General features: G+C 64.9%; 19 protein-coding genes and 1 pseudogene. 12 read left to right on the top strand and 8 right to left on the bottom strand.

Going from position 1 to position 20,338, the window contains the following annotated elements; translation table 11 throughout:
- Positions 1-59: 59 nt before the first annotated feature.
- Together GA645_RS14765 and GA645_RS14760 are read left to right on the top strand one after the other, a co-directional pair.
- Positions 60-1,520: a serine hydrolase gene (locus tag GA645_RS14765; protein ID WP_152223764.1), complete on the top strand. Its 1,461-nt coding sequence runs from the start codon at positions 60-62 to the stop codon at positions 1,518-1,520.
- A 356-nt stretch (positions 1,521-1,876) separates the two neighbouring features.
- Positions 1,877-2,803, top strand: coding sequence for a cation diffusion facilitator family transporter (locus GA645_RS14760; protein ID WP_152223763.1), 927 nt, complete (start codon positions 1,877-1,879; stop codon positions 2,801-2,803).
- Between the two features lie 40 nt (positions 2,804-2,843).
- Here GA645_RS14760 and GA645_RS14755 read toward each other — a convergent pair whose 3' ends face one another.
- The 3 genes from GA645_RS14755 to GA645_RS14745 all read right to left on the bottom strand — a co-directional run bounded on the left by GA645_RS14755 (position 2,844) and on the right by GA645_RS14745 (position 5,806).
- Complete coding sequence (locus GA645_RS14755) at positions 2,844-3,395, bottom strand: GNAT family N-acetyltransferase (RefSeq protein WP_152223762.1); 552 nt, start codon at positions 3,393-3,395, stop codon at positions 2,844-2,846.
- 94 nt (positions 3,396-3,489) lie between these two features.
- Complete coding sequence (locus GA645_RS14750; protein ID WP_152223761.1) at positions 3,490-4,776, bottom strand: glycosyltransferase; 1,287 nt, start codon at positions 4,774-4,776, stop codon at positions 3,490-3,492.
- 97 nt (positions 4,777-4,873) lie between these two features.
- Positions 4,874-5,806, bottom strand: a complete 933-nt coding sequence (locus tag GA645_RS14745; RefSeq protein ID WP_152223760.1) for a GntR family transcriptional regulator — start codon at positions 5,804-5,806, stop codon at positions 4,874-4,876.
- A 188-nt stretch (positions 5,807-5,994) separates the two neighbouring features.
- Here GA645_RS14745 and GA645_RS14740 point away from each other — a divergent pair, with 188 nt between their 5' ends.
- The 10 genes from GA645_RS14740 to GA645_RS14695 all read left to right on the top strand — a co-directional run bounded on the left by GA645_RS14740 (position 5,995) and on the right by GA645_RS14695 (position 15,732).
- Positions 5,995-7,044 (top strand): spermidine/putrescine ABC transporter substrate-binding protein, encoded by a 1,050-nt coding sequence (locus tag GA645_RS14740; protein WP_152223759.1) that lies wholly within the window; start codon positions 5,995-5,997, stop codon positions 7,042-7,044.
- A 97-nt stretch (positions 7,045-7,141) separates the two neighbouring features.
- A complete protein-coding gene (locus tag GA645_RS14735) occupies positions 7,142-8,014 on the top strand; it encodes an ABC transporter permease (RefSeq protein WP_152223758.1) in 873 nt (290 codons plus the stop codon).
- A complete protein-coding gene (locus GA645_RS14730) occupies positions 8,007-8,813 on the top strand; it encodes an ABC transporter permease (RefSeq protein WP_152223757.1) in 807 nt (268 codons plus the stop codon). Before GA645_RS14735 ends, GA645_RS14730 begins: the two co-directional genes overlap by 8 nt.
- Positions 8,806-9,885 carry an ABC transporter ATP-binding protein gene (locus tag GA645_RS14725; RefSeq protein ID WP_152223756.1) on the top strand — a complete coding sequence of 360 codons (1,080 nt, stop codon included), beginning with the start codon at positions 8,806-8,808 and terminating at the stop codon, positions 9,883-9,885. Before GA645_RS14730 ends, GA645_RS14725 begins: the two co-directional genes overlap by 8 nt.
- A 34-nt stretch (positions 9,886-9,919) precedes the next feature.
- A complete protein-coding gene (locus GA645_RS14720; RefSeq protein ID WP_152223755.1) occupies positions 9,920-11,206 on the top strand; it encodes a glycosyltransferase in 1,287 nt (428 codons plus the stop codon).
- The gene (locus GA645_RS14715; RefSeq protein WP_152223754.1) at positions 11,199-11,564 is read left to right on the top strand and encodes a cupin domain-containing protein; all 366 of its coding nucleotides are present in this window, start codon (positions 11,199-11,201) and stop codon (positions 11,562-11,564) included. The genes GA645_RS14720 and GA645_RS14715 overlap by 8 nt, the downstream gene beginning before the upstream one ends.
- A gap of 161 nt (positions 11,565-11,725) precedes the next feature.
- Positions 11,726-12,070, top strand: a complete 345-nt coding sequence (locus GA645_RS14710) for a cupin domain-containing protein (protein WP_152223753.1) — start codon at positions 11,726-11,728, stop codon at positions 12,068-12,070.
- Between the two features lie 4 nt (positions 12,071-12,074).
- Positions 12,075-13,106, top strand: coding sequence for an aminoglycoside phosphotransferase family protein (locus GA645_RS14705; RefSeq protein WP_152223752.1), 1,032 nt, complete (start codon positions 12,075-12,077; stop codon positions 13,104-13,106).
- 18 nt (positions 13,107-13,124) lie between these two features.
- Positions 13,125-14,639, top strand: coding sequence for an aldehyde dehydrogenase (locus GA645_RS14700; RefSeq protein ID WP_152223751.1), 1,515 nt, complete (start codon positions 13,125-13,127; stop codon positions 14,637-14,639).
- 166 nt (positions 14,640-14,805) lie between these two features.
- On the top strand, positions 14,806-15,732 hold the full coding sequence (locus GA645_RS14695; protein WP_152223750.1) for an NTP transferase domain-containing protein: 927 nt from the start codon (positions 14,806-14,808) through the stop codon (positions 15,730-15,732).
- Here the strand turns inward: GA645_RS14695 and GA645_RS14690 are convergent.
- The 5 genes and pseudogenes from GA645_RS14690 to GA645_RS14670 form a co-directional block, all read right to left on the bottom strand.
- Positions 15,719-16,315: a GNAT family N-acetyltransferase gene (locus GA645_RS14690; protein WP_152223749.1), complete on the bottom strand. Its 597-nt coding sequence runs from the start codon at positions 16,313-16,315 to the stop codon at positions 15,719-15,721. The genes GA645_RS14695 and GA645_RS14690 overlap by 14 nt on opposite strands.
- Positions 16,316-16,476: 161 nt before the next feature.
- Positions 16,477-17,150 (bottom strand): annotated as a pseudogene (locus GA645_RS14685) (polysaccharide lyase family 7 protein).
- A gap of 178 nt (positions 17,151-17,328) precedes the next feature.
- The gene (locus tag GA645_RS14680) at positions 17,329-17,508 is read right to left on the bottom strand and encodes a hypothetical protein (protein ID WP_152223748.1); all 180 of its coding nucleotides are present in this window, start codon (positions 17,506-17,508) and stop codon (positions 17,329-17,331) included.
- Positions 17,509-17,662: 154 nt separating this feature from the next.
- Positions 17,663-18,076, bottom strand: coding sequence for a hypothetical protein (locus GA645_RS14675; RefSeq protein ID WP_152223747.1), 414 nt, complete (start codon positions 18,074-18,076; stop codon positions 17,663-17,665).
- 335 nt (positions 18,077-18,411) lie between these two features.
- Positions 18,412-20,205, bottom strand: coding sequence for an acyl-CoA dehydrogenase (locus GA645_RS14670; protein ID WP_152223746.1), 1,794 nt, complete (start codon positions 20,203-20,205; stop codon positions 18,412-18,414).
- Positions 20,206-20,338 lie beyond the last annotated feature (133 nt).

The raw sequence follows: 20,338 nt of genomic DNA, 5'->3' as shown, positions 1-20,338 counted from the left end.
CGCTCCCATGACTCTGGTTGAGCGGACAACAACTGAACCCGCGAAGGAACAAGGAAGCTATGAACGTGAGAACCCGTAGCATCACGACGCTGTTGGCTGCGTCTATTTCGGCACTCGGTGCGTTAAACGCCTATGGTGGCGGCGATGGCGTCACGACGCCGGCGCTCAATCAGCAGCTGCCCGACCCGAAGAATCTGTTCTCATGGACGACTCAGGAAAAGGTTGCCGGGTTCAGCCATAGCGCCGACTTATACGGTACCGAGGCGTTTCGGCGAGGGGCCAATGTTCTCGCGCTGCCCTCGGGAAGCAGTGCCTTGATGACGCGCGCCCAGGCCGTTACCTATCAATATGGGAGCAGCGCCGATGGCACGCCGAAACGTGACAACACGGTCGATGACTACATGGATCACAGCAAGGCCACGGGCCTGTTGGTAATCAAAGATGGTGCCGTCGTCCTCGAGAAGTACGCGATGGGTATCAACGCGGCCACCTTGTGGGACAGCAAATCGGTCGGTAAGTCGGTTACCTCCACGTTGATGGGTGTCGCCCTCAAGGACGGCTACATCAAAAGCCTGGACGACACCGTGGACAAGTACATCCCTGAACTCAAAGGGTCGGCCTATGAGGGGGTGTCCCTTCGCAACATGCTGCGGATGACGTCAGGTGTGAGCTGGGATGAAAACTATCTGAACCCGAAATCAGACATCGTGGCGCAACTGGCTTGTCAGCGTAACAAGGCCGACACACCGAGTTGCATGCTGAATCATATGCGGACGTTGAAACGTACTGTTGATCCTGCAACGGGAAAGCCCGTCGCGCCGGGGGACGTCTTCAACTACAGCACCGGTGAGGCCTATTTGAGTGGCCTGGTGGTTCAACGCGCCACCGGAAAGTCCCTTGCCCAATACCTTGAGCAGAAGATATGGCAGCCCTTTGGCATGGAGGCCGATGGCAACTACTGGACCTCCAACGGTGTGTCCTTCGGCGGCGGCGGGTTCAATGCAACGCTGCGAGACTATGGCCGCTTCGGGCTGTTTGTCCTGAACAACGGACTCCTGTCCGACGGCTCAGCCGTGCTTCCGGAGAATTGGGTCCGGGACGCCACGACCTGGACGTTGGCCTCGGCCGAACCCAAGGTTTCGGACAATGGCCAATACGGATACATGTGGTGGTTCAGTCCCGCAAACGATGATGGAGTCCACAAGCCATCGCCCCTGTTCGCCAATATTGGCGCCCCGCTGCAAAACACAACCAATCCGGCAGGTGCGGTTCCGATCCAGGGGCGCGCAGCCGTTCAGGGGCAGCCCGGCTCGGCGTCCGACTGGACGTTCGCGGCTATCGGGGTTTTCGGCCAGATGATTGCGATCAACCAGAAGGAGAACCTGGTGGTTGTTCAATGGTCGGTCTGGGACAAGCCGGACCCGACCTGCTGTGACTCATCGGAGACAAGCTATATCGCCAGCAACCCCTATGGCGAGGAATCGACCTTCCTGAATGCAATGCTTGCAGCGTTGCATTGATCCACGGGCAGGGGGCGCCAATAAATGCGCCCCTGCATTTTTCAGCGCAAGTGGCCGAGAGAGCCTCGATTTTACCGCTGGCCGGTTCCAGCCGGGATTAGGTGAGCAATCGCCCCTCCGCATATGTTCTGACGAGTTGCCTGTGGCGAGCGTTGCCTCCGGGTGGCATTGGATTACCTGCATAGCGATAGCCGACCCGGCCAGCGTCCTTGCAAAAGTGCAGAGCAACATTGCCCAGGTACCAATAGCCTTGGCCTGGGCCCTGGCTTATAGTCGCGCCCCCCAGCGAAGCCGCCAGTGCCGTCCAGGCCTGCGTCCGGCGACGCAACCCTTCAGGCGCGAGGAGCACGCCAGCAATGAAAACAGAACAGGGCATCCTGCGGCTTTCCATCATCGTGACTGTGCTGTTGGCCGGTTTCGGTATTGTCGTCGGCCTGCTTTCGGGATCCTTTTCCATCGTCTTCGACGGTGTCTACTCGCTGGCGGATGCCAGCATGAGCGGCCTGGCACTGATGGTGGCGACGCTGATCCGTCGCCATACGACCGAAGGCGACGCCAGCCGGCGCCTTGCCGAGCGGTTCAATATGGGCTTCTGGCACCTGGAACCGATGGTGCTGGCACTCAACGGCACGCTGTTGTGCGGCGTGACGCTGTACGCGCTGATCAACGCCATCGGCCGGCTGCTCAGCGGCGGTCATGCGCTGGAGTTCGGTTTCGCCATCCTCTATGCGGCGGTCGCCACGCTGGTCTGTTTCGCCCTGGCCGCGGTGCAGTTTCGCGCCAACCGACGCATCGGCTCGGACTTCGTCGCTCTCGACGCCAAGTCCTGGGTGATGTCCGGCAGCATCTCCCTGGCCTTGTTGATTGCCTTCCTGGTCGGCGACCTGGCCACCGTGAGCGGGTACGCGCAGATCGGTCCCTACGTCGACCCGGCGGTGCTGGCATTGATCTGTCTGGTGATCCTGCCGATTCCCTTCCTGACCATTCGCCAGGCCTTCAAGGACATCCTCCTGGTCACCCCGCCGGAGCTCAAACAGCACGTCGACGAAGTGGCCTCGGCCTTCGTCTCGCAGCACGGCTTCGTGGCGTACCAGGCCTATGTCGCCAAGGTCGGGCGGGCGCAGCAGATCGAGCTGTATTTCATCGTGCCGCCGAAGTGGCCGGCGCAGACCCTGGACGAATGGGATCGGCTGCGCGACGAGATCGGCGAGGCCATCGGGGACGAAGGCCCGAACCGCTGGCTGACGATCGCCTTCACCAGCGATCCGCTCTGGACCCGCTGACCGCCCTCTGCTCGCTGGATCGTGGCGATTCAGGCCGCGATCATCTTTCCTGGCTGCCAGCGCGGGCTGCCCAACGCTCGCGCGGCAACACATAGCAAAGCCATTGCTCGGGTGTGCCGGAGAGGTCCAGTGCGGCCTCGTAGGCCAGTTCCGCACCCAGTTTCGCCGTGCCTTTCTGCGAGCGGATGTTGCTCGGCGCGATGTGGAACCACACGCGCGCGAAATGCTGGAAGGCGTGGCTGAGCATCAGGGTCTTCAGCTCGCGGTTGGTCACGCCGCCCCAGTAGCGGTGGTTGATGAAGGTGAAGCCGATGCCGATGTCATCCGGCTGGTCCGGTACCGGGTAGTAGCGCGAACAACCGATGGCCTGGCCGGAGGTGCGATCGAGAATCAGCAGGCAGCCACCGGCCTGGACCAGGAACTGGAAGTAGGGCTCGAAGACCTCGCGGCGATAGCGTTCGGTCGCCGGGTGGCCCGCCCAGGTCCGCGGGTCGCTGGCGGCGGCATGGAGCGCGTCGAGATCATCGGCCCGCAACGGGCGCAGTTGCAGGATTTCGCCGATCAATGTCGGCTGGTCGTCGAAGGTGTTCATGCCGGGCTCCGGGGTTGTCTGGAGCCCAGCTTACGGCTGGATTGGCCTGTTGTAGAGGGCCATTGGGGCAGGCTTCGAAGGTACCAATCGCCGATCAGTCGGCGCAGATGCCGAGGATGGCTCGTGCTGCCATTTCGGTGCCACGCGAGGCCTGCATCTGCTCGCGCACGGCGGCGAGACGATGGCCCATGGCCTGGTCGGCGAGCAGTTCGGCCAGGGCTTCGGGCAGTGCTGCAATCGGGTCCTGGTAGCGCGGCAGGTAGCGCGCCACACCGACTTCCTCGGCGTGTCGGGCATTGTCGTGGCCGTCCCAGCAGTAGGGGATGATCACCGACGGCAGCCCATGGTAGAGCGCTTCGCAGAAGCTGTTGTTGCCACCGTGGTGGACGAACAGCTGGCATTCGCGCAGCACCACTGGCTGCGGGAACCAGCTGTCGAGGTAGACGTTGTCCGGCACCGTGTCGTAGTGCTCGCGGTAGGCACCGACGTTGATCAGGAAGCGGTAGGGCAGTTGCGCCAGGGCATCGATCAGCCGGCGCATCATCGCCACATCGGCGGCACCGAGGCTGCCGAAGCTCACGTAGATCAGCGGTGCGTCGTTGTGCCGGGGGAACTGCGGCGGGATGTAGGGCGCCTCGCTGCGCACGCAGCCGTCGAGGTACAGGTAGCGTTCGGCCGGCAGCGGGTTGGTCCGCTCGTAGCGTACCGGTGTCGGCGACAGCAGCAGGTTCAGCCAGGGCGAGTCCTCAAGGAACTGGCCGGGGGGCAGGGCGGGGTGGCCGCACTCGGCGAGGAAGCGGGCGAAGCGGTCGTGGATGGGTTTGACCGCCTGCAGGTAGCGCTCGCGGAAGGCCGCGCAGGCCTGCGGGTCCTGGCTGCTGGCCCCGGACAGGTAGGGCGGCACCGCCGGGTCAGGCAGTTCGGTCTCGGCGCAGGAAACCATGCGCACCCAGGGGCAGCCGGCGGCGGCGATGGCCGGGAAGGCGACCACGTTGTCCAGCACGATGGCGTCCGGCTTGAGCCGTGCGAGCAGCTGCTGAAGCGGTCGCTCCGACTCGATGGCGGTGTCGATGATGGCTTCCCAGGCCGGCGCCACGTAGCTGTCGATCTGCTCGAGCGGCGTCTGGTCGAAGTACGGCACGTTGCGCTCGATGAAGCGTTCCCAGTAGTGCTGGTGGTCAGCGGCGGACAGCGGTGAGTCCAGCTGTAGCGGATACTCGGCGAAGCCGTACTCGGCAAAGATGCCCTGGAAGTGCGAGTGGCAGATGAACACCGGGCGCGCGCCGAGTTCGCGCAGCGCCTGGGCGATGCCGATGCAGTTCAGCGCGGCGCCGAAGCTGGCTTCAGGGAAGAAGGCGATGGTTCTGGTTCTTTGCGTCATGGGCACATCCACGGTGCGGGTCACGGGTGCTGTAAGGGCACTGCGTAAAATGGATAGTGCATTTTTTTGATAAAAAAAACACCGTGCTCGAAAAAATTTACCGGCGTGTCCCGGCAAACGACTGCGGAATTCCGCGGTTGGCCGTCTGCGGACGCTGCGCCGCGGACAGCCGCAGGTGCAGGCGCATCAGGTCCGCGGCGACTTCCAGCTGGCCGCGTTCGATCTGCTCGATGATTCGCAAATGCTCGCGCAGCGCTTCCTGCAAACGGTGCACGCTGACCATCGGCAGCAGGTTGGGCAGGCGGCGCAGGCGTTGGTGCTGCAGCAGCGCATCACCGACGAAGCGGTTGCCACAGCCCAGGGCGATCAGCTCGTGGAAGCTGATATCCAGCTCGCGGAACTGCACCACGTCGAAGCGCTCGATTGGCACCGCCAGTAGCTCTTCCATGGCGCCACGGAGCAGCGCCAGGCGCGCCAGGTCCGGGTCGAAGCCGGGGGCGAGGAGGGCTTCGGGCTCGAGGATCAACCGGTAGCGCAGGCTGTCTTCCAGTGCCGCGAGGTTGTTCAGCAGCGGGCGGAACGACCAGCTCTGCCCGGCGCCGCGTTCCAGCACCTGGTCTTCGCTGAGCTGCGCCAGCACCTTCTGCGCGGCAGCGCGATTGATGTCGTAGCGGCGCATCAGTTCGCTGGCACTGAGGCTGTTGCCCAGCCGGCCGGCCATGCGGTCGCGCAACACCGAGGCGGCCAGGGCCTGTTCCTCGGCCTGGGGCAGGGCGGGGCCCAGCACCTGGGCGGACGGGTCGGCACACAGGCGATAGCCCTTGCCCGGCTCGTGGGCCACCAGTTGCTGCTCCAGCAGCAGGTCGAGGCCGGCACGGATCAGCGTGCGCGACACACCGAAAGTGCGCGCCAACTGCTGCTCGGACAGTGCGGCACCTTCACCCAGGCCACTGTCCTGGGCGTGTTCGATGATCCGTCGGGCCAATTCCAGATGATTGGTGCGCGGTTTTTTTTCGATGTCCTTGCTCAAACCGTTCTCTCTCCGACAGGGGTTTCAGCGATGCGAGCCCCTTATGCCACAGGGCGGGTGGTGCAACAAGGATGCGGGAAGTTGTTGACTTCGCCATTCGTTCGGTATTTATTTTGAAAAAAAGACATGTAACACGCTTTTCGATCCGCTGCCTTCGAAACAACAACAACCATCGTTAGGTGCGCAACATGAAGCTGAAGACCATGCTCTACGCGGGGGCTACCCTCGCGCTTACGCTGTCGGCCACAACTGCCAGCGCCAAGGACCTCGTGATCTCCATCTGGGACGGCTACATGGCCCCGGATACCCTCGAGAAGTTCCAGAAGGCCACGGGCCTTGAAGCCGACAAGTCGCTCCACGCCACCAACGAGGAGATCATGGGCAAGCTCATGGCCTCCGGCGGCGAAGGTTACGACGTGGTGTTCGTTTCCTCTCCTTTCGCCGAGATCCTGCACAAGCAGGGCCTGCTCGCCGACATCGATCCGGCCAAGGTGCCGAACCTCAAGAACCTCTACCCCGAAGCGCAGAAGCTCGAGTACGACCCGGGCAACCACTTCTCCGTGCCCTACACCTGGGGCACCACCGGCATCTGCTATCGCGCCGACAAGGTCAACCCGGCCCCGTCGAGCTGGAGCGACCTGCTCAAGCCGTCCGATGCGCTCAAGGGCAAGACCACCATGCTCGCCACCGATCGCTGGCTGCTGGGCGCGGGCTTCCTCGCCAACGGTTGGTCGGTGAACGACGGCAATCCGGACCAGATCAATGCGGTGCGCGACCAGTTGATCACCACCAAGAAGCGCCTGCTGTCCTTCGACGACACCACCTTCTACTCCAAGCTCGCCTCGGGCGAGGCGCTGATGGCCCACGCCTGGGACGGCTGGTGTAACTACGGCACCCAGGCCAACGACTCGATCAAGTTCGTCGTGCCGAAAGAGGGCTCCGACCTCTGGGTGGACACCATGGTGGTGCTCAAGAGCTCGAAGAACCCCGAGGCGGCCTACCGCTTCATCAACTACATGCTCGAACCGGCCAACCACGCATGGGTCGCGGAGAACATCCTCTACAAGGTGCCCAACCAGGCGGCGATGGCCACGCTCAAGCCCGACCTGCTGGCCAAGTACCCCAACCTCACCACCACGCCGGCCGAGCTGGTCAAGCAGCAGCAGTTGCGTGACGTCGGCGGTTCCACGCAGAAGGCCTATACCCGCGCTGTGACGGAAATCATGGCGGCGCAGTAGTAGCCCCTGTCAGCGGGGCGCTGCAATCGCGCCCCGGCTTCTCACTCGATACGACAACCCTGAACCACTCCGCCTCGCGGGGTTGGGGGAACTACGCATGACCGCTTTGTCCGCCGACCGAAAACTGTCGGCCTGGCTGCTCGCGCCCGGTCTGGGCTGGCTGGCCCTGTTCCTGCTGCTGCCGTGCCTGCTGGTATTGCTCTACAGCTTCCTCGAACGCGGTGCCTACGGCGGCATCGACTATGTGTTCACCTGGGAGAACTACCGCCGCGCGGTGGACCCGCTGTACCTCGACATCCTCCTGCGCTCGGCGAAGATCGCCGGCCTGGCGATGCTCTTCGCGGTGCTCATCGGCTACCCGGCGGCCTACGCCATCACCCGCGCCACGCCGCGTCGGCAGGGGGCCTACCTGTTCCTGGTGATGCTGCCGTTCTGGAGCAACTACCTGATCCGCACCTACGCCTGGATCGTCCTGCTCAACCGCGAGGGTCTGCTCAACCGCCTGTTCAACCTGCTGGGCTACAGCGGCGAGCCGATCAACCTGCTCTACACCGACGCCACCGTAGTGCTGGGGCTGGTCTACAACTACATCCCCTTCGTCATCCTCGCTATCTACAGCTCGCTGTCGCGCATCGACAACGAACTCTGGGAAGCCTCGCGGGACCTCGGCGCCTCCGGCTGGACCACCTTCCGCCGGGTGATCCTGCCGCTGTCGGTGCCAGGCGTTGCGGCCGGCGCGGTGTTCGTCTTCGTGCTGTCGATCGGCAACTTCATCACCGCCGACCTGCTCGGCGGCAAGCAGGTGCAGATGGTCGGCAACCTGATCTACGCGCAGTTCCTCACCGCGCGGGACTGGCCCTTCGGCTCGGCGCTGAGCTTCTTCCTGATCGGCATCATGTTGCTGCTGCTGTTCATCCAGGCCCTGGTTTCGCGCCGGGCCCAGGGCGCGGAGGGCGAACGCCATGCGTAATTCTTCCGGTATCGCCCTGGGTGCGCACCTCTGGCTGGTGTACGCCTTCCTTTATGTACCGATCCTGGTGCTGATCCTGCTGTCGTTCAACGCCAGCGGCCTGCCCACCGCCTGGGGCGGCGCTTCGCTGAAGTGGTACGCCAAGCTCCTGGCCAATACCTCGATCCAGCACGCCGCGCTGAACACCCTGATCGTTGCGCTGACCTCGACCGTCATCGCCTGCATGCTCGGCACGCTGCTCGCCCTGGGCGTGGAGATGCGCTCGCGTAGCAGCGGCGGCAAGAAGGGCGGCAACCTCGCCGACACCTTGCTGATGGCGCCGATGATCATCCCCGACATCGTCCTGGCCATCGCGCTGCTGAGCTTCTTCAACCTGCTGAAGATGAGCCTGGGGCTGCACTCCATCATCCTCAGTCACGTGGTGTTCAACATCGCCTTCGTCTGCGCGGTGGTGCGCACCCGGCTCAAGCACTTCGATTACTCGATCCTCGAAGCCAGCATCGACCTGGGCGCCGGCTGGTTCACCACCGCGCGCCGGGTGCTGCTGCCGGCGATCTTCCCCGGCGTGCTGGCGGGCGGGCTGCTGGCGTTCACCCTGTCGGTGGACGAATTCATCATCGCCTTCTTCAACGCCGGCTCCGGCAGCGCCTCTACCACGCTGCCGATGCAGATCTACTCGATGATCCGCTTCGGCGTGACCCCTGAAATCAATGCCCTCGCCACCCTGGTGATGCTGGTCAGCTTCACCGCGCTGTTCGCTTCCCAACGTCTGAACAAGGTGCCCAAAGCCCATGAATAAGTCTTCCGACCTGCTCGTGCTGGACCAGGTGAGCAAATCCTATGGCGAGGGTATGACCGCCGTGGACCAGGTTTCCCTGGCGATCCGCGAGAACGAGTTCTTCGCGCTGCTCGGCCCCTCCGGCTGCGGCAAGACCACCCTGATGCGGATGATCGCCGGCTTCGAGACGCCGACCTCCGGCGCCATCTATCTGGGCGGCCAGGACATCTCGCCGCTGCCGCCGAACAAGCGCCCGCTGAACCTGATGTTCCAGTCCTACGCGCTGTTTCCCAACATGACCGTGCGCAGCAACATCGCCTACGGCCTGGAGATGGAGAAGCTGCCGGCCAGCGAAATCCGCCAGCGCGTGGACCAGGTATTGGAGACCGCACAGCTCGGCCAACTGGCCAACCGCCGCCCGGACCAGCTCTCCGGCGGCCAGCGCCAGCGCGTCGCCCTGGCCCGCGCGCTGGTCAAGCGTCCGCGCGTGCTGCTGCTGGACGAACCGCTCGGCGCACTGGACAAGAAGCTGCGCGAGAAGATGCAGCTCGAACTCAAGCGTCTGCAGCTCGAGAGCGGCATCACCTTCATCATGGTCACCCACGACCAGGAAGAAGCCCTGGTCATGTCCGACCGCATGGCCGTGCTGCGCGACGGCAAGGTCTGCCAGTGCGGCAGCCCGAGCGAGCTGTACGAGAACCCGGGCAACCGCTTCGTCGCCGACTTCATCGGCGTCAGCAACCTGATTGACGGCCGCCGCGTGGGCACCAACCGCCTGCAGGCCGGCGAGCAGATTCTGCATATCGAAACCACCGCCGAATCGAGCCCCGAAAGCGTGACCCTGGCCCTGCGCCCGGAACGTTTGCGCGTACTCACCGACGCGACTCCCGCCACTGACAACCAGATCCAGGGAGAAGTGGCCGAAGTGGCCTACCACGGCCTGGACACCAACCTGCACGTGAACACGGCGCTTTCAAGCAAGCCGCTGATCGTCCGCGTGCCGTCTTCTGACTACGACTTCTTGCGCCTTGCCGCCGGCATGCCGGTGCGCCTGGGCTGGGATGCGCGGCATGCCCGCGTGCTGACTCACTGACTGCCTAGAACAACAAGACCTACAGGAGAGCACCATGAGTGAACGCAAAGTCATCGCATTCTTCCCCGAGGCCGCCTACGGCCCGGCCCTCAACTCCGTCGGCATCGCCCAGGCCTGCGAGGCGCTGGGGCACAAGGCGGTGTTCCTCACCGACCCGGGCATGACCGGGGTCTATTCGGCCTACGGCTTCGAGGAACACTACGTGAACATGTCCGAGCCGATGCCGGCCGAGGAGATGGCGCGCTACTGGACCGACTTCATCAACGGCCACATCCCCAACTTCCGCAAGGCGCCGATCGACCAGCTGGATAACTACGTGAAGGAGTGCTGGGAGGCCATCGTCTCCACCTCCAAGTGGGCGCAGAAGGAGCTGCCGGCGATCCTCGACAAGATCAAGCCGGACCTGATCTGCGTCGACAACGTGATCCTCTTCCCGGCCATCAAGCAGTACGGCAAGCCCTGGGTGCGCATCATCTCCTGCTCGGAGAACGAAGTGCACGACCCGGACATCCCGCCGTACCTGTCGGGCATGAGCGTGGACGACAAGGCCGGCCACGCGCGCTTCCAGAAGCGCTTCGAGGAAGTGATCGCGCCCATCCATGCCGACTTCAACGACTTCCTCGGCCAGTGCGGCGAGCGGCCGTATCCGCTGGGGGTGTTCTTCGAAGAGTCGCCCTACATGAACCTGCTGCTGTACCCGGACCCGGTGAAGTTCGATCGCCGCCATCCGCTGCCGGCCCGGCAGTTCCACTACTTGCAGGGCTGCGTGCGTACCGACAAGCCGTATGACATCCCGCAGTTCAAGGCGAACAACGACAAGCCTCTGCTCTACGTGAGCTTCGGCAGCCTCGGTTCGGGCGACGTGGACCTGCTCAAGCGCCTGGTCACCGCCGTCGGCAAGCTGCCATACCGCGCGCTGTTCAACGTCGGCGAGCACCTGGAGAAGTACACCGAGCTGCCGGACAACGTGATCGTCTCCAACTGGTACCCGCAGCCCTCGGTGATCGCCCAGGTCGACGCGGTAATCCACCACGGCGGCAACAACAGCTTCACCGAGTGCCTGTTCTTCGGCAAACCGGCCATCGTCATGCCCTACGTCTGGGACGGTCACGACAACGCCATGCGCGCCCAGGAAAGCGGCCACGGCCTGCGCATGGACCGCTACGACTGGAGCGAGGAAGACCTGGCGCGGAACCTCGCCCAGCTGCTCACCGATTCGCGCATGGGTGAGCGCCTGCAACGCACCAGCACTTACATGCGTTCCCGCAAGGGCCCGGAAGATGCTGCACAGATTCTGCACAAGGTGATGAGCAATGCCTGAGTTCAAGTCCGATTCGACCGCGCCGCACATCGTTGGCGCCCGCGACTACGACGACCTGGTGGACTGGGGCGTGCAGTCCGACGCCCTCGAAGGCGTCTCGCACTCCAGCGGCCGCCTGCTGTTCAAGGGGCTGAACAACAGCCCCGAGACCGGCTTGTGGGTCTGCACCCCCGGCCGGTGGCGGTTGTCGATCCCGCGCGACGAGCTGTGCCACTTCGTCGCCGGACGCGCCACCTACCGCTCGGACGCGGGCGAGGTGATCGAGGTGGAGCCCGACACCCTGGTGCTGTTCCCGGCCGGCTGGACCGGCGAATGCACCGTGCATACCACCCTTCGCAACCTTTACATGCTGGCGTGATCCGCTCGGTTCGTAGGGCGCATAACGCTGCAAGCGTTATCCGCCATCGATTTCCAGCCCAATCCATCGGCGGATAACCGCAAGCGGTTATTCGCCCTACGTTGACTCGGGCGCCCATTGCCGGGCCCGAGTTTATGAAGACGTTTATTCAGGAGTGAACAATGAAGACCCCCGTTATCCATCGCCCGCTGCAAGTCACCGAACTCAAGGACTGGGGCGTGATCCCGACCATGCTCGAGGGCGAATCCCGCGTCAGCGGCGTGGTCCTGTACAAGGGGCCGGAAGGCCAGTCCGAATGCGGTATCTGGCATTGCACGCCGGGCAAGTGGTTCTGCCACGTCACCAGCGACGAGTTCTGCCACTTCCTCGAAGGCCGCTGCACCTATGTGCACGAGTCCGGCGAGGTGATCGAGATCACCCCGGACACCGCAGCCTTCTTCCCCAAGGACTGGAAGGGCGTGTGCACCGTCCATGAGACGGTGAAAAAGGTCTACATGATTCGGTGATGCCATGAGCCTGACCCTGGAAACCACCCGTGCCGCAGCCCGCGAGATGTTTCTCGCAGGCTGCGGCCATGCCGGCCGGCCTCTGCATGCGCTGCCGGCGGATGCCTCCGCCCGGCGCTACTTCCGCCTGGAAGGGCAAGGCCTGCTGCTGATGGATTCGCCGCCCGGCGCCGAGCCGCTGGCGCCTTACCTGCGGGTGGCGCAGTTGCTGCGCGGCTGCGGGCTGTCGGCGCCGAAGGTACTGGCCTCGGATGTCGAGCTCGGCCTGGCGCTGGTGGAAGACTTCGGTCATGCCACCTATACCCGGTTGCTCGCCACCGGCCACGACGAGGAGGCGCTGTATCGCCTCGCCGTGGATGCCCTGGTGCGCCTGCATCGGGCCGGCCCCCAGGCCGCCGAGGGCGTGCCGGCGTATGACGGGCAGAAGCTGGGCGATGAGGCGGCGCTGTTCATCGACTGGTATGCGCCGTTACTGGTCGGTGCGCAGCACGCCGCGCGACTGCGCGAGGCCTACCTCGAGGCTTTCGCCACGGCATGCCGTGAAGTCGCCATGCGCCGCGAGGTGCTGGTACTGCGCGACTACCACGTCGACAACCTGATGCTGCTGGACGGTCGCGAAGGTGTCGCCGCCTGCGGCCTGCTGGATTTCCAGGATGCGCTCTGCGGCTCACCCGCCTATGACCTGATGTCCCTACTCGAAGACGCCCGCCGCGATGTGCCCGAGGCGCTGCGGGTGTCGCTGCTGACTCAATACCTGAGCCAGCGTCCGGAAGTCGCCGGCCGCCGCTTCATGGCCGACTACCAGGCGCTGGCCGCGCAGCGCCACGCCAAGGTGCTGGGCATCTTCGTGCGCCTGGCCCGGCGCGACGGCAAGTCCGGTTACCTGGCACACCTGCCGCGGGTGCTCGGACTGTTCCAGCGGGCGCTGCACAGCGAGCCTCTGACTCCCTTGCGTGACCTGCTCGATGCCGAACTCCCTTCCTGGCGCCAGCCGCTGAACGGCGAACTGCTCGCCGAGCGCCTGGCCGCCCACTGAATCCTTGCGGAGCATTCCATGACCGAGTTTCACAGCGCGTTCCATCCCGATTCACCCCTGCGTTTCATCGGCCCGCACTACCAGGCTGCAACGAGCAGCCGCCTGCGCGACATCATCAACCCCGCCGACCTGACCACGGTCGGCCGCATCGCCCTGTGCGACGCCGAGGACGTCGATGCCGCCATCGACGCCGCCAACGCCGCCCAGCGCGAGTGGAAGCGCGTGGATGCGAAATCCCGCGCGGCGATTCTCCACCAGTTGGCCAACACCATCGAGACCGACCAGGCGACCCTCCGCGAAGTGGCGCGGCTGATGACCCTGGAGATGGGCAAGCCGTTCCCCGAGGCCATGGGCGAGCTGGCCAACTGCGCGCCGATCTTCCGCTATTACGCCGAGATGGCTCGCGACGAGGCCGGCAAGGTGGCCGGCACCACCCAGCTCGGCTCGTTCCAGCATGTGCGCTACGAGCCCTATGGCGTCAGCGTGCACATCATGCCGTTCAACTTCCCCATCCTGCTGATGTGCTGGACCCTGGCCGCCTCGCTGGCCGCCGGCAACGCCTGCATCGTCAAACCGGCGGAAAGCACCACGCTGTGCACGCTGAAATTCATGGAGCACTTCAAGGTGCTGCCGGCGGGCATGGTCAGCTGCGTGCCGGGCGACGCGAGCACCGCGCAGCGCCTGGTGCAGTCCGAGCGCACCCACGCCGTGGCCTTCACCGGCAGCGTGGCGGCCGGCAAGGCGGTGGCAGTGGCCTGCGCCGAACGGATGAAACCGGCGGTGATCGAAGCGGGTGGCAGCGACCCGATGATCATCTCCCGCCACGCGCCGCTGGAAGTGGCGGCGGCCGGCGCGGTGACGGCGGCGTTCCACCTGACGGGGCAGATCTGCACCTCGGCCGAGCGCTTCTTCGTCGTCGACGAGATTCACGACGCGTTCGTCGCCCGCTTCGCCGAGCGCACCCGCGCGTTGCGCATCGGCCATGGCCTGGAACGCTCGGAGATCGGCCCGTTGGTCAGCGAAGCGGCCCGCGCCAAGGTCATCCGCCTGGTGGACGATGCCGTGGCCAAGGGCGCCACGCTGGTCTGCGGCGGGCGGATTCCGCCGCAACTGCCGGTGGGCTGGTACTACGAGCCGACCATCCTCACCGACGTCACCCCGGCCATGGCGATCTTCCACGAGGAGTGCTTCGGCCCGGTGGCGGCAATCTGCAAGGTGAAGGACTTCGACGAGGCCGTGCGCCTGGCCAATGATTCACCCTTCGGCCTGGGCGCCTCGCTGTTCTCCACCGACCTGGCCGAGGCGATGGAGGCGGCCGACCGCCTGGAAGCCGGCATGGTCTGGGTCAACAACCCGCTGATCGACAACGACGCCTTGCCCTTCGGCGGCTGGAAGATGTCCGGCATGGGCCGTGAGCTGGGCCGTCAGGGCCTGGATGCATTCCGCCGCTCGAAGATGGTGATCATCGATCACCAGCCGCAGATCCACTCCTGGTGGTACCCCTACGGGGACGAGGTGTTCTACCAGGGCTGAGAAGCCGTTCAAGGTTCTGTTGGGGCGCGTGCAGGCCGTCGCATGTCCGCAAGGGCATGCGGTTGGGCTGTGGTAAATCAGCGCCCGTTTTTTCGAGCCGCTGCGGCGCACCTGCTGTGCCGCGGCACGACCTGGCTCGATTCCGGACAGGCGCCGAGGAGGGCCTATGAATAGCTACTCGACTCTGGCGGTGATTCTCGCCGCCGGGCAGGGCACGCGCATGCGTTCGTCACTGCCCAAGGTAATGCATTGCGTCGGCCACCGGCCGTTGCTTGGCCATGTGCTGGCCACCTGCGAGGCCGCGCGGGTCAACCAGGTGGCGGTGGTGCACGGGCCTGACGCCCCCGCGGTGGGTGAGTATCTGGCGGAGCATGCGCCGGGAGCACGGCGCTTCGTCCAGCGCGAGCGCCTGGGCACCGCCCACGCGCTGCTTGCTGCTCGCAGGGTTCTGGAAGAGCACGGCGAAGGCTGCGTGCTGGTGTTGTTTGGCGACTCGCCACTGGTCAGCGTCGAAACCCTGGCCAGGCTGCGTGCCGCGCTGATCGACGGCGCGGCAGTGGCTGTGGCGGGATTCACCACTGAGCGGCCCGGCGGCTACGGCCGATTGCTGGTGGAAGACGGCAACCTGCGCGCCATCCGCGAAGCCAAGGACTGTACCGAGGAGGAGTTGCAGGTGCGCTTGTGCAACGGCGGGGTGATGGGTCTGCGCGCCGATCATTGCCTGTGGTTGCTGGAACGCATCGGCAACGCCAACGCCCAGGGCGAGTACTACCTGACCGACGCGGTGGAAGTGGCGAACCGTGCGGGGCTGCTGGTGACGGCGGTGGAGGTGGACGAAGAGGACATCCTCGGCGTCAATGATCGCGAGCAACTGCACGCCGCCGAGCAGGTGTTCCAGCGCCGCCGTCGCCAGCAGGCGATGCGCGCCGGGGTGACCCTGGCCGATGCGCAATCGGTGTATTTCAGCGCCGACACCGAGCTGGATGCCGACGTGCTGGTGGAGCCCTGTGTGGTGTTCGGCCCTGGTGTGCGGGTGGCGTCCGGCGTCAGGGTACCCGCCTTCAGCCGGCTGGAGGCGATCAGCCTGGAGTGAGCCCCAGGCGCGCGATCAGTCGGCCCCTGACCTCGGGCCATTCGCTGTCGATGATGCTGAAACGCACCGAATTGCGTTTGCGCCCGTCAGGCATGATCCGTTCATGGCGGACAATGCCTTCCTGAACCGCGCCCAGGCGAAGGATCGCTGCGCGGGACTTCTCATTCAGCTCGTCGGTGGTGAATTGCACCCGCACGCAGTTCATGACCTCGAAGGCATGGCGCAGCAGCAGGAGCTTGGCCTCGGTGTTGATCGGCGTGCGCTGCGCCGACAGAGCCAGCCAGGTATGGCCGATTTCCAGCTTGCGGTTGGCCGGGTCGATCTTCCAGAAGCGCGTGCTGCCGACGATCCTGCCACTGTGCCGGTCGAGAATGGCGAAGGGCATTACCGTCCCCGCTTCCAGTCCGGCCAGTGCCTTGGCGATATAGCTGGCGATGCTGTCCGGCCCCGGTACCACGGTGACCTTGAGGCTCCACAGCGCGCCATCGGCGGCGGCCATGAGCAGGGCGTCGGCCTGTTCGGTGCGCAGCGGAAGGAGTTCGACGTGTTCGCCGATCAGGTGCGGGCAGGTCGGGGAGGGCATGGCGGCGGCTCTGGGCGATGCTGAGGTGTTTCCGCAGCGTAACCAAAGCACGGCTGGTTTTGTACCGTGGACGTCGGGTGTGGCGTGATATCCCTCGCGCGGGTCAGGTCTGCTCCTGCGGCGCCCACGTTGGGGCCTGCAAGCGCTGCAGGGGGTTGATCTCAGATATGCCAGATCTGCAGATCCTTGATCTCGCACACCGAGGCATCGGTCGGCAGGGTCGCGTCGGTATAGTCCAGCTGGTTGTAGACCCCGCCGTGGAAGTCGAACGTCTGTACCGCCCAGCTGGCATCCAGGGGAATCGGCAGAATGTTCGAGGTGCGGCCATTGCAGCTCGCCTGTACTTGAGCATCAGGCTGGAGGTGACCAGGATCAGGATGTCGAAGTCCGCCCCCAGCGGCACGTCGTCCAGTACCGTGGCGTCCACCGAAGTGGTCTGGTTGAAGTTCTGGCGGAACCCCATGCCCAGCCTGCCTTTCTGCCAGAACACCTTGATCAGTGGGCTGTCATCGTTCTTCACGCGCATCTGCGTGACCACCACCTCCTGCGCGGAGTTCACCTGGGTGACCTTCATCTGCTGGTGATTTACATGCTCGGTGGCGCTGCTCAGGCTCCAGTAGAACGGCTCCTTCCACTCGCAGCGGGTACGGTGGGTGCCCTTGTTCGATGCGCCCCGGGTTGGGGCGGTGAGCTGCAGGCTGCCGTTCGATAGCCGCAGGACCAGCTCCGGGTACAACGCCTGCGCTTCAGGGCTTGGCAGCTCCAGGGGCACGGGGTTGGTCGTGGACCTGGCCACGGGCAGGGCGATGTCGAGGTTGTCGATGTTCACGCTCATGCCGGCACTCCTTCTACGGTCGGGGGTGCTGGCTTTGACCGGTGCCTGCCTCGGCGTGTCGATATTTCGGCCAGGCGGTCGTGGAGCCTCGACCGTCATGAAGTCGGCACGAACGATAGCCGCCACACCGGGGGATACCCGGCAGGCACGGTAGCGGAGGAAAACCGTACGGGTGGACTCAGCGGCCCGGCAGCATCGGGGTAAGGTGCAGGATGCTCAAGAGGTGCGGGACGCGCAGTGGGTAGCACGCCTGCAGGCGCACGCGCGCCTCGGACAGTGTCATGTGGCGGGAGAACGAGCGCAGCACGGTCTTGCCCAGGCAGTGACCGTCCTTGAAGTGGACGAGGAATTCATTCATGGCGAAACGACAGCGGAGAAACACGCACAAAGTGGCGCACAGGCCGCAAATGATAGCGACTCCCGCTGTCTTGGCGTTGCCATAAATCATCCTTTGCCGGGCTGCTCCGACGGAACGACCTGGTCCGGCCGATGACCGGCGGGTCAAAAGGAGGTCAGCGCGCTATCGCGTAGTCCAGGCGCATACCGAAGGCACGCATGAAGAATGCCTCCAGTTGTATCTCCAGCATCTGCGGGTTCAGCGATGCCAGGTGCGAGGGTTGACGCCGCGTGCGTCGGCTCACGGCGGTGAACTCTTCATGGACGATGCCCTGGGTCTGGGGATCGGCGATAAGACGATAACAACTGTCCGGCAGGTCATCGCGTTGCCTGGCATTCAGGCTCAATTCGGGGTGGCCATCGGCGTTGGTGACCAGCTCCACGCTACAGCGCAGGCCTCGGTCGCGGGCGAAGCGCGAGGCTTCTTCGAAAGCGGGCAGGGCCTTCTGCAGGACCTGGATCTCGAAGGCGAGGAAGAACTGCTCGTCGAAATCGACTTCCGGGGTATTCCGGGTTGCCTGGTTGTGCATCGCCGGCATCTCCTGTCTCGATGAATCATTGAAACCCGCGCGACCGTCGGGATCGCCTGGGTTCCGTCATCGCGGCATTGCAGGGAATACAACGCACACATCGGTCGACCGGCAATGCCATTTGCCCGAACGAATCGCCATCTCACTTAAGTGGGGTCGGACTGTCAATGAGCAATCCCGCATAAGGGTGAGGACGCAAATAGCCAAGCGCTCTGCGGCATGCCGCGGACGCGGAGAGGGGCAAGGGCGGCGGATTGTCGGAGGGGTGTAAAGCCGGCTTTACACATCGTGTCCGCCCGCCCGGAGTCCGGACGGGCGGCTGCGCGTTGGTATGCTCAGAACGCAAAGTCATCCATGGCCAGGGCGGCATCACTGCCATCGATGATGCTCTGCGCCAGTCCCGGCGCGCGGGTCAGGAGATGTCCGGCATAGAACTGCGCAGTGCGCAGCTTGGCGCGGTAGAAGGCGGCATCGCCACTGCCGGCGCTCAGATGCTGCTGAGCGATGCGCGCGGCACGGGCGAGCTGCCAGCCGCCGGCGACGATGCCGAACAGCTCCAGCAGCGGCACGGAGCCGAGTGCCACCTGCCGCACCTGGTGGTCGTAGTGGTTGACGACGAAGCTGACGGCGTCATCCAGGGCGTTGATGGCCAGGAACAGGTGGTGGCGTATGCCCGCCAGCTGCGTATCCTCGTCCGGCAGGCCGCGCTGGGTCTCCCGCATCGCCGCGATCAGCGAGGCCGCTGCCTCGCCCCGGTCGCGGGCAATCTTGCGGCCGACCAGGTCACTGGCCTGGATGCCGGTGGTGCCTTCATAGATCGGGGTGATCCGTGCGTCGCGCAGGTGCTGGGCGGCGCCCGTTTCCTCGATGAAGCCCATGCCTCCGTGAACCTGCACGCCCAGGGAGGCGATGTCCACGGCGTTTTCCGTACACCAGCCCTTGATCACGGGAATCATCAGCTCGACGAACGCCTGCCGATTGCTGCGTACGGTCGCGGCCGGATGGCTGTGGGCCTGATCCATGGCCAGCGCCACTTCGCAGGCCAGCGCGCGCATGGCCTCAATGCGCGAACGCATCGACATCAACATGCGGCGCACATCCGGATGGCGGAGGATGGCCACTTTTTCGCGACTGGAACTGCCGGTTTCGCCACCCTGGATGCGCTGGCGGGCGTAGGCCACCGCGCGCTGGTAGGCCCGTTCAGCGAGGCCGATGCCCTCGATGCCCACCGAGAAGCGCGCGGCGTTCATCATGATGAACATGTATTCCAGGCCACGGTTCTCTTCGCCCACCAGCCAGCCGGTGGCGCCACCGTGGTCGCCAAAGGCCAGTACGGCGGTGGGACTCCCGTGGATGCCGAGTTTGTGTTCGATGGACACACAGCGCACGTCGTTGCGCCGGCCCGGGCTGCCATCGGCGTTCAGCAGCACCTTGGGCACCACGAACAGCGAGATGCCTTTCACGCCCTCCGGTGCGCCGGGTACGCGGGCCAGGACCAGATGGACGATGTTCTCGGTGAGATCGTGCTCGCCGTAGGTGATGAAGATCTTCTGACCGAACAGCCGGTAGGTGCCTTCGCCGGTTGGCTCGGCACGGCTGCGGACGGCGGAGAGGTCGGAGCCGGCCTGGGGTTCGGTGAGGTTCATGGTTCCAGTCCACTCGCCGCTCACCATCTTTGGCAGCCAGGTGCGCTTGAGCTCGTCGGAACCGCGCAGCTCGATGGCTTCGATGGCGCCCCGGGTGAGCATCGGGCAGAGGCCGAAGGCTACGTTGGCGGCGTTCCACATTTCTTCCACCAGTGCCGAAACCAGTCGAGGCGCGCCCTGGCCGCCGAAGTCGGACGGGCAGGAGAGGGCATTCCAGCCATTGGCGACGAACTGTTCGTAGGCGTTGCCCCAGCCTGGGGCCGTGCTCACCTGGCCATCCTGCCAGCGCGCGCCCTGGCGGTCGCCGACGACGTTCAGCGGTGCCAGCACGCCCTGGGCGAAGCGACCGGCCTCGGTGAGGATCGCCGCCACCAGTTCGGCGTTCATCTCCTGCTGTCCGGGCAACTCGGCCAGCGCATCCAGCAGGTGCAACTCGCGCAGGATGAACTGCATGTCGCGCAGCGGGGCAATGTACTCACTCATGGTGGAACTCCTGTTCGAAAGATGAGCCCGGTGTCGGTAGCGGACGCGCGCCGCCCTCAGGACATCTGACTGGTCCTTGCGGCCGAAGGTGCCGTGAGGGGACTGATTAGAAGGAGCCTGTGCGGCGTGAGGG

The organism is Pseudomonas sp. SCB32 (genome assembly GCF_009189165.1).
Taxonomy (GTDB): Bacteria; Pseudomonadota; Gammaproteobacteria; order Pseudomonadales; family Pseudomonadaceae; genus Pseudomonas.
This window is presented reverse-complemented; position numbering and strand designations above follow the sequence as displayed.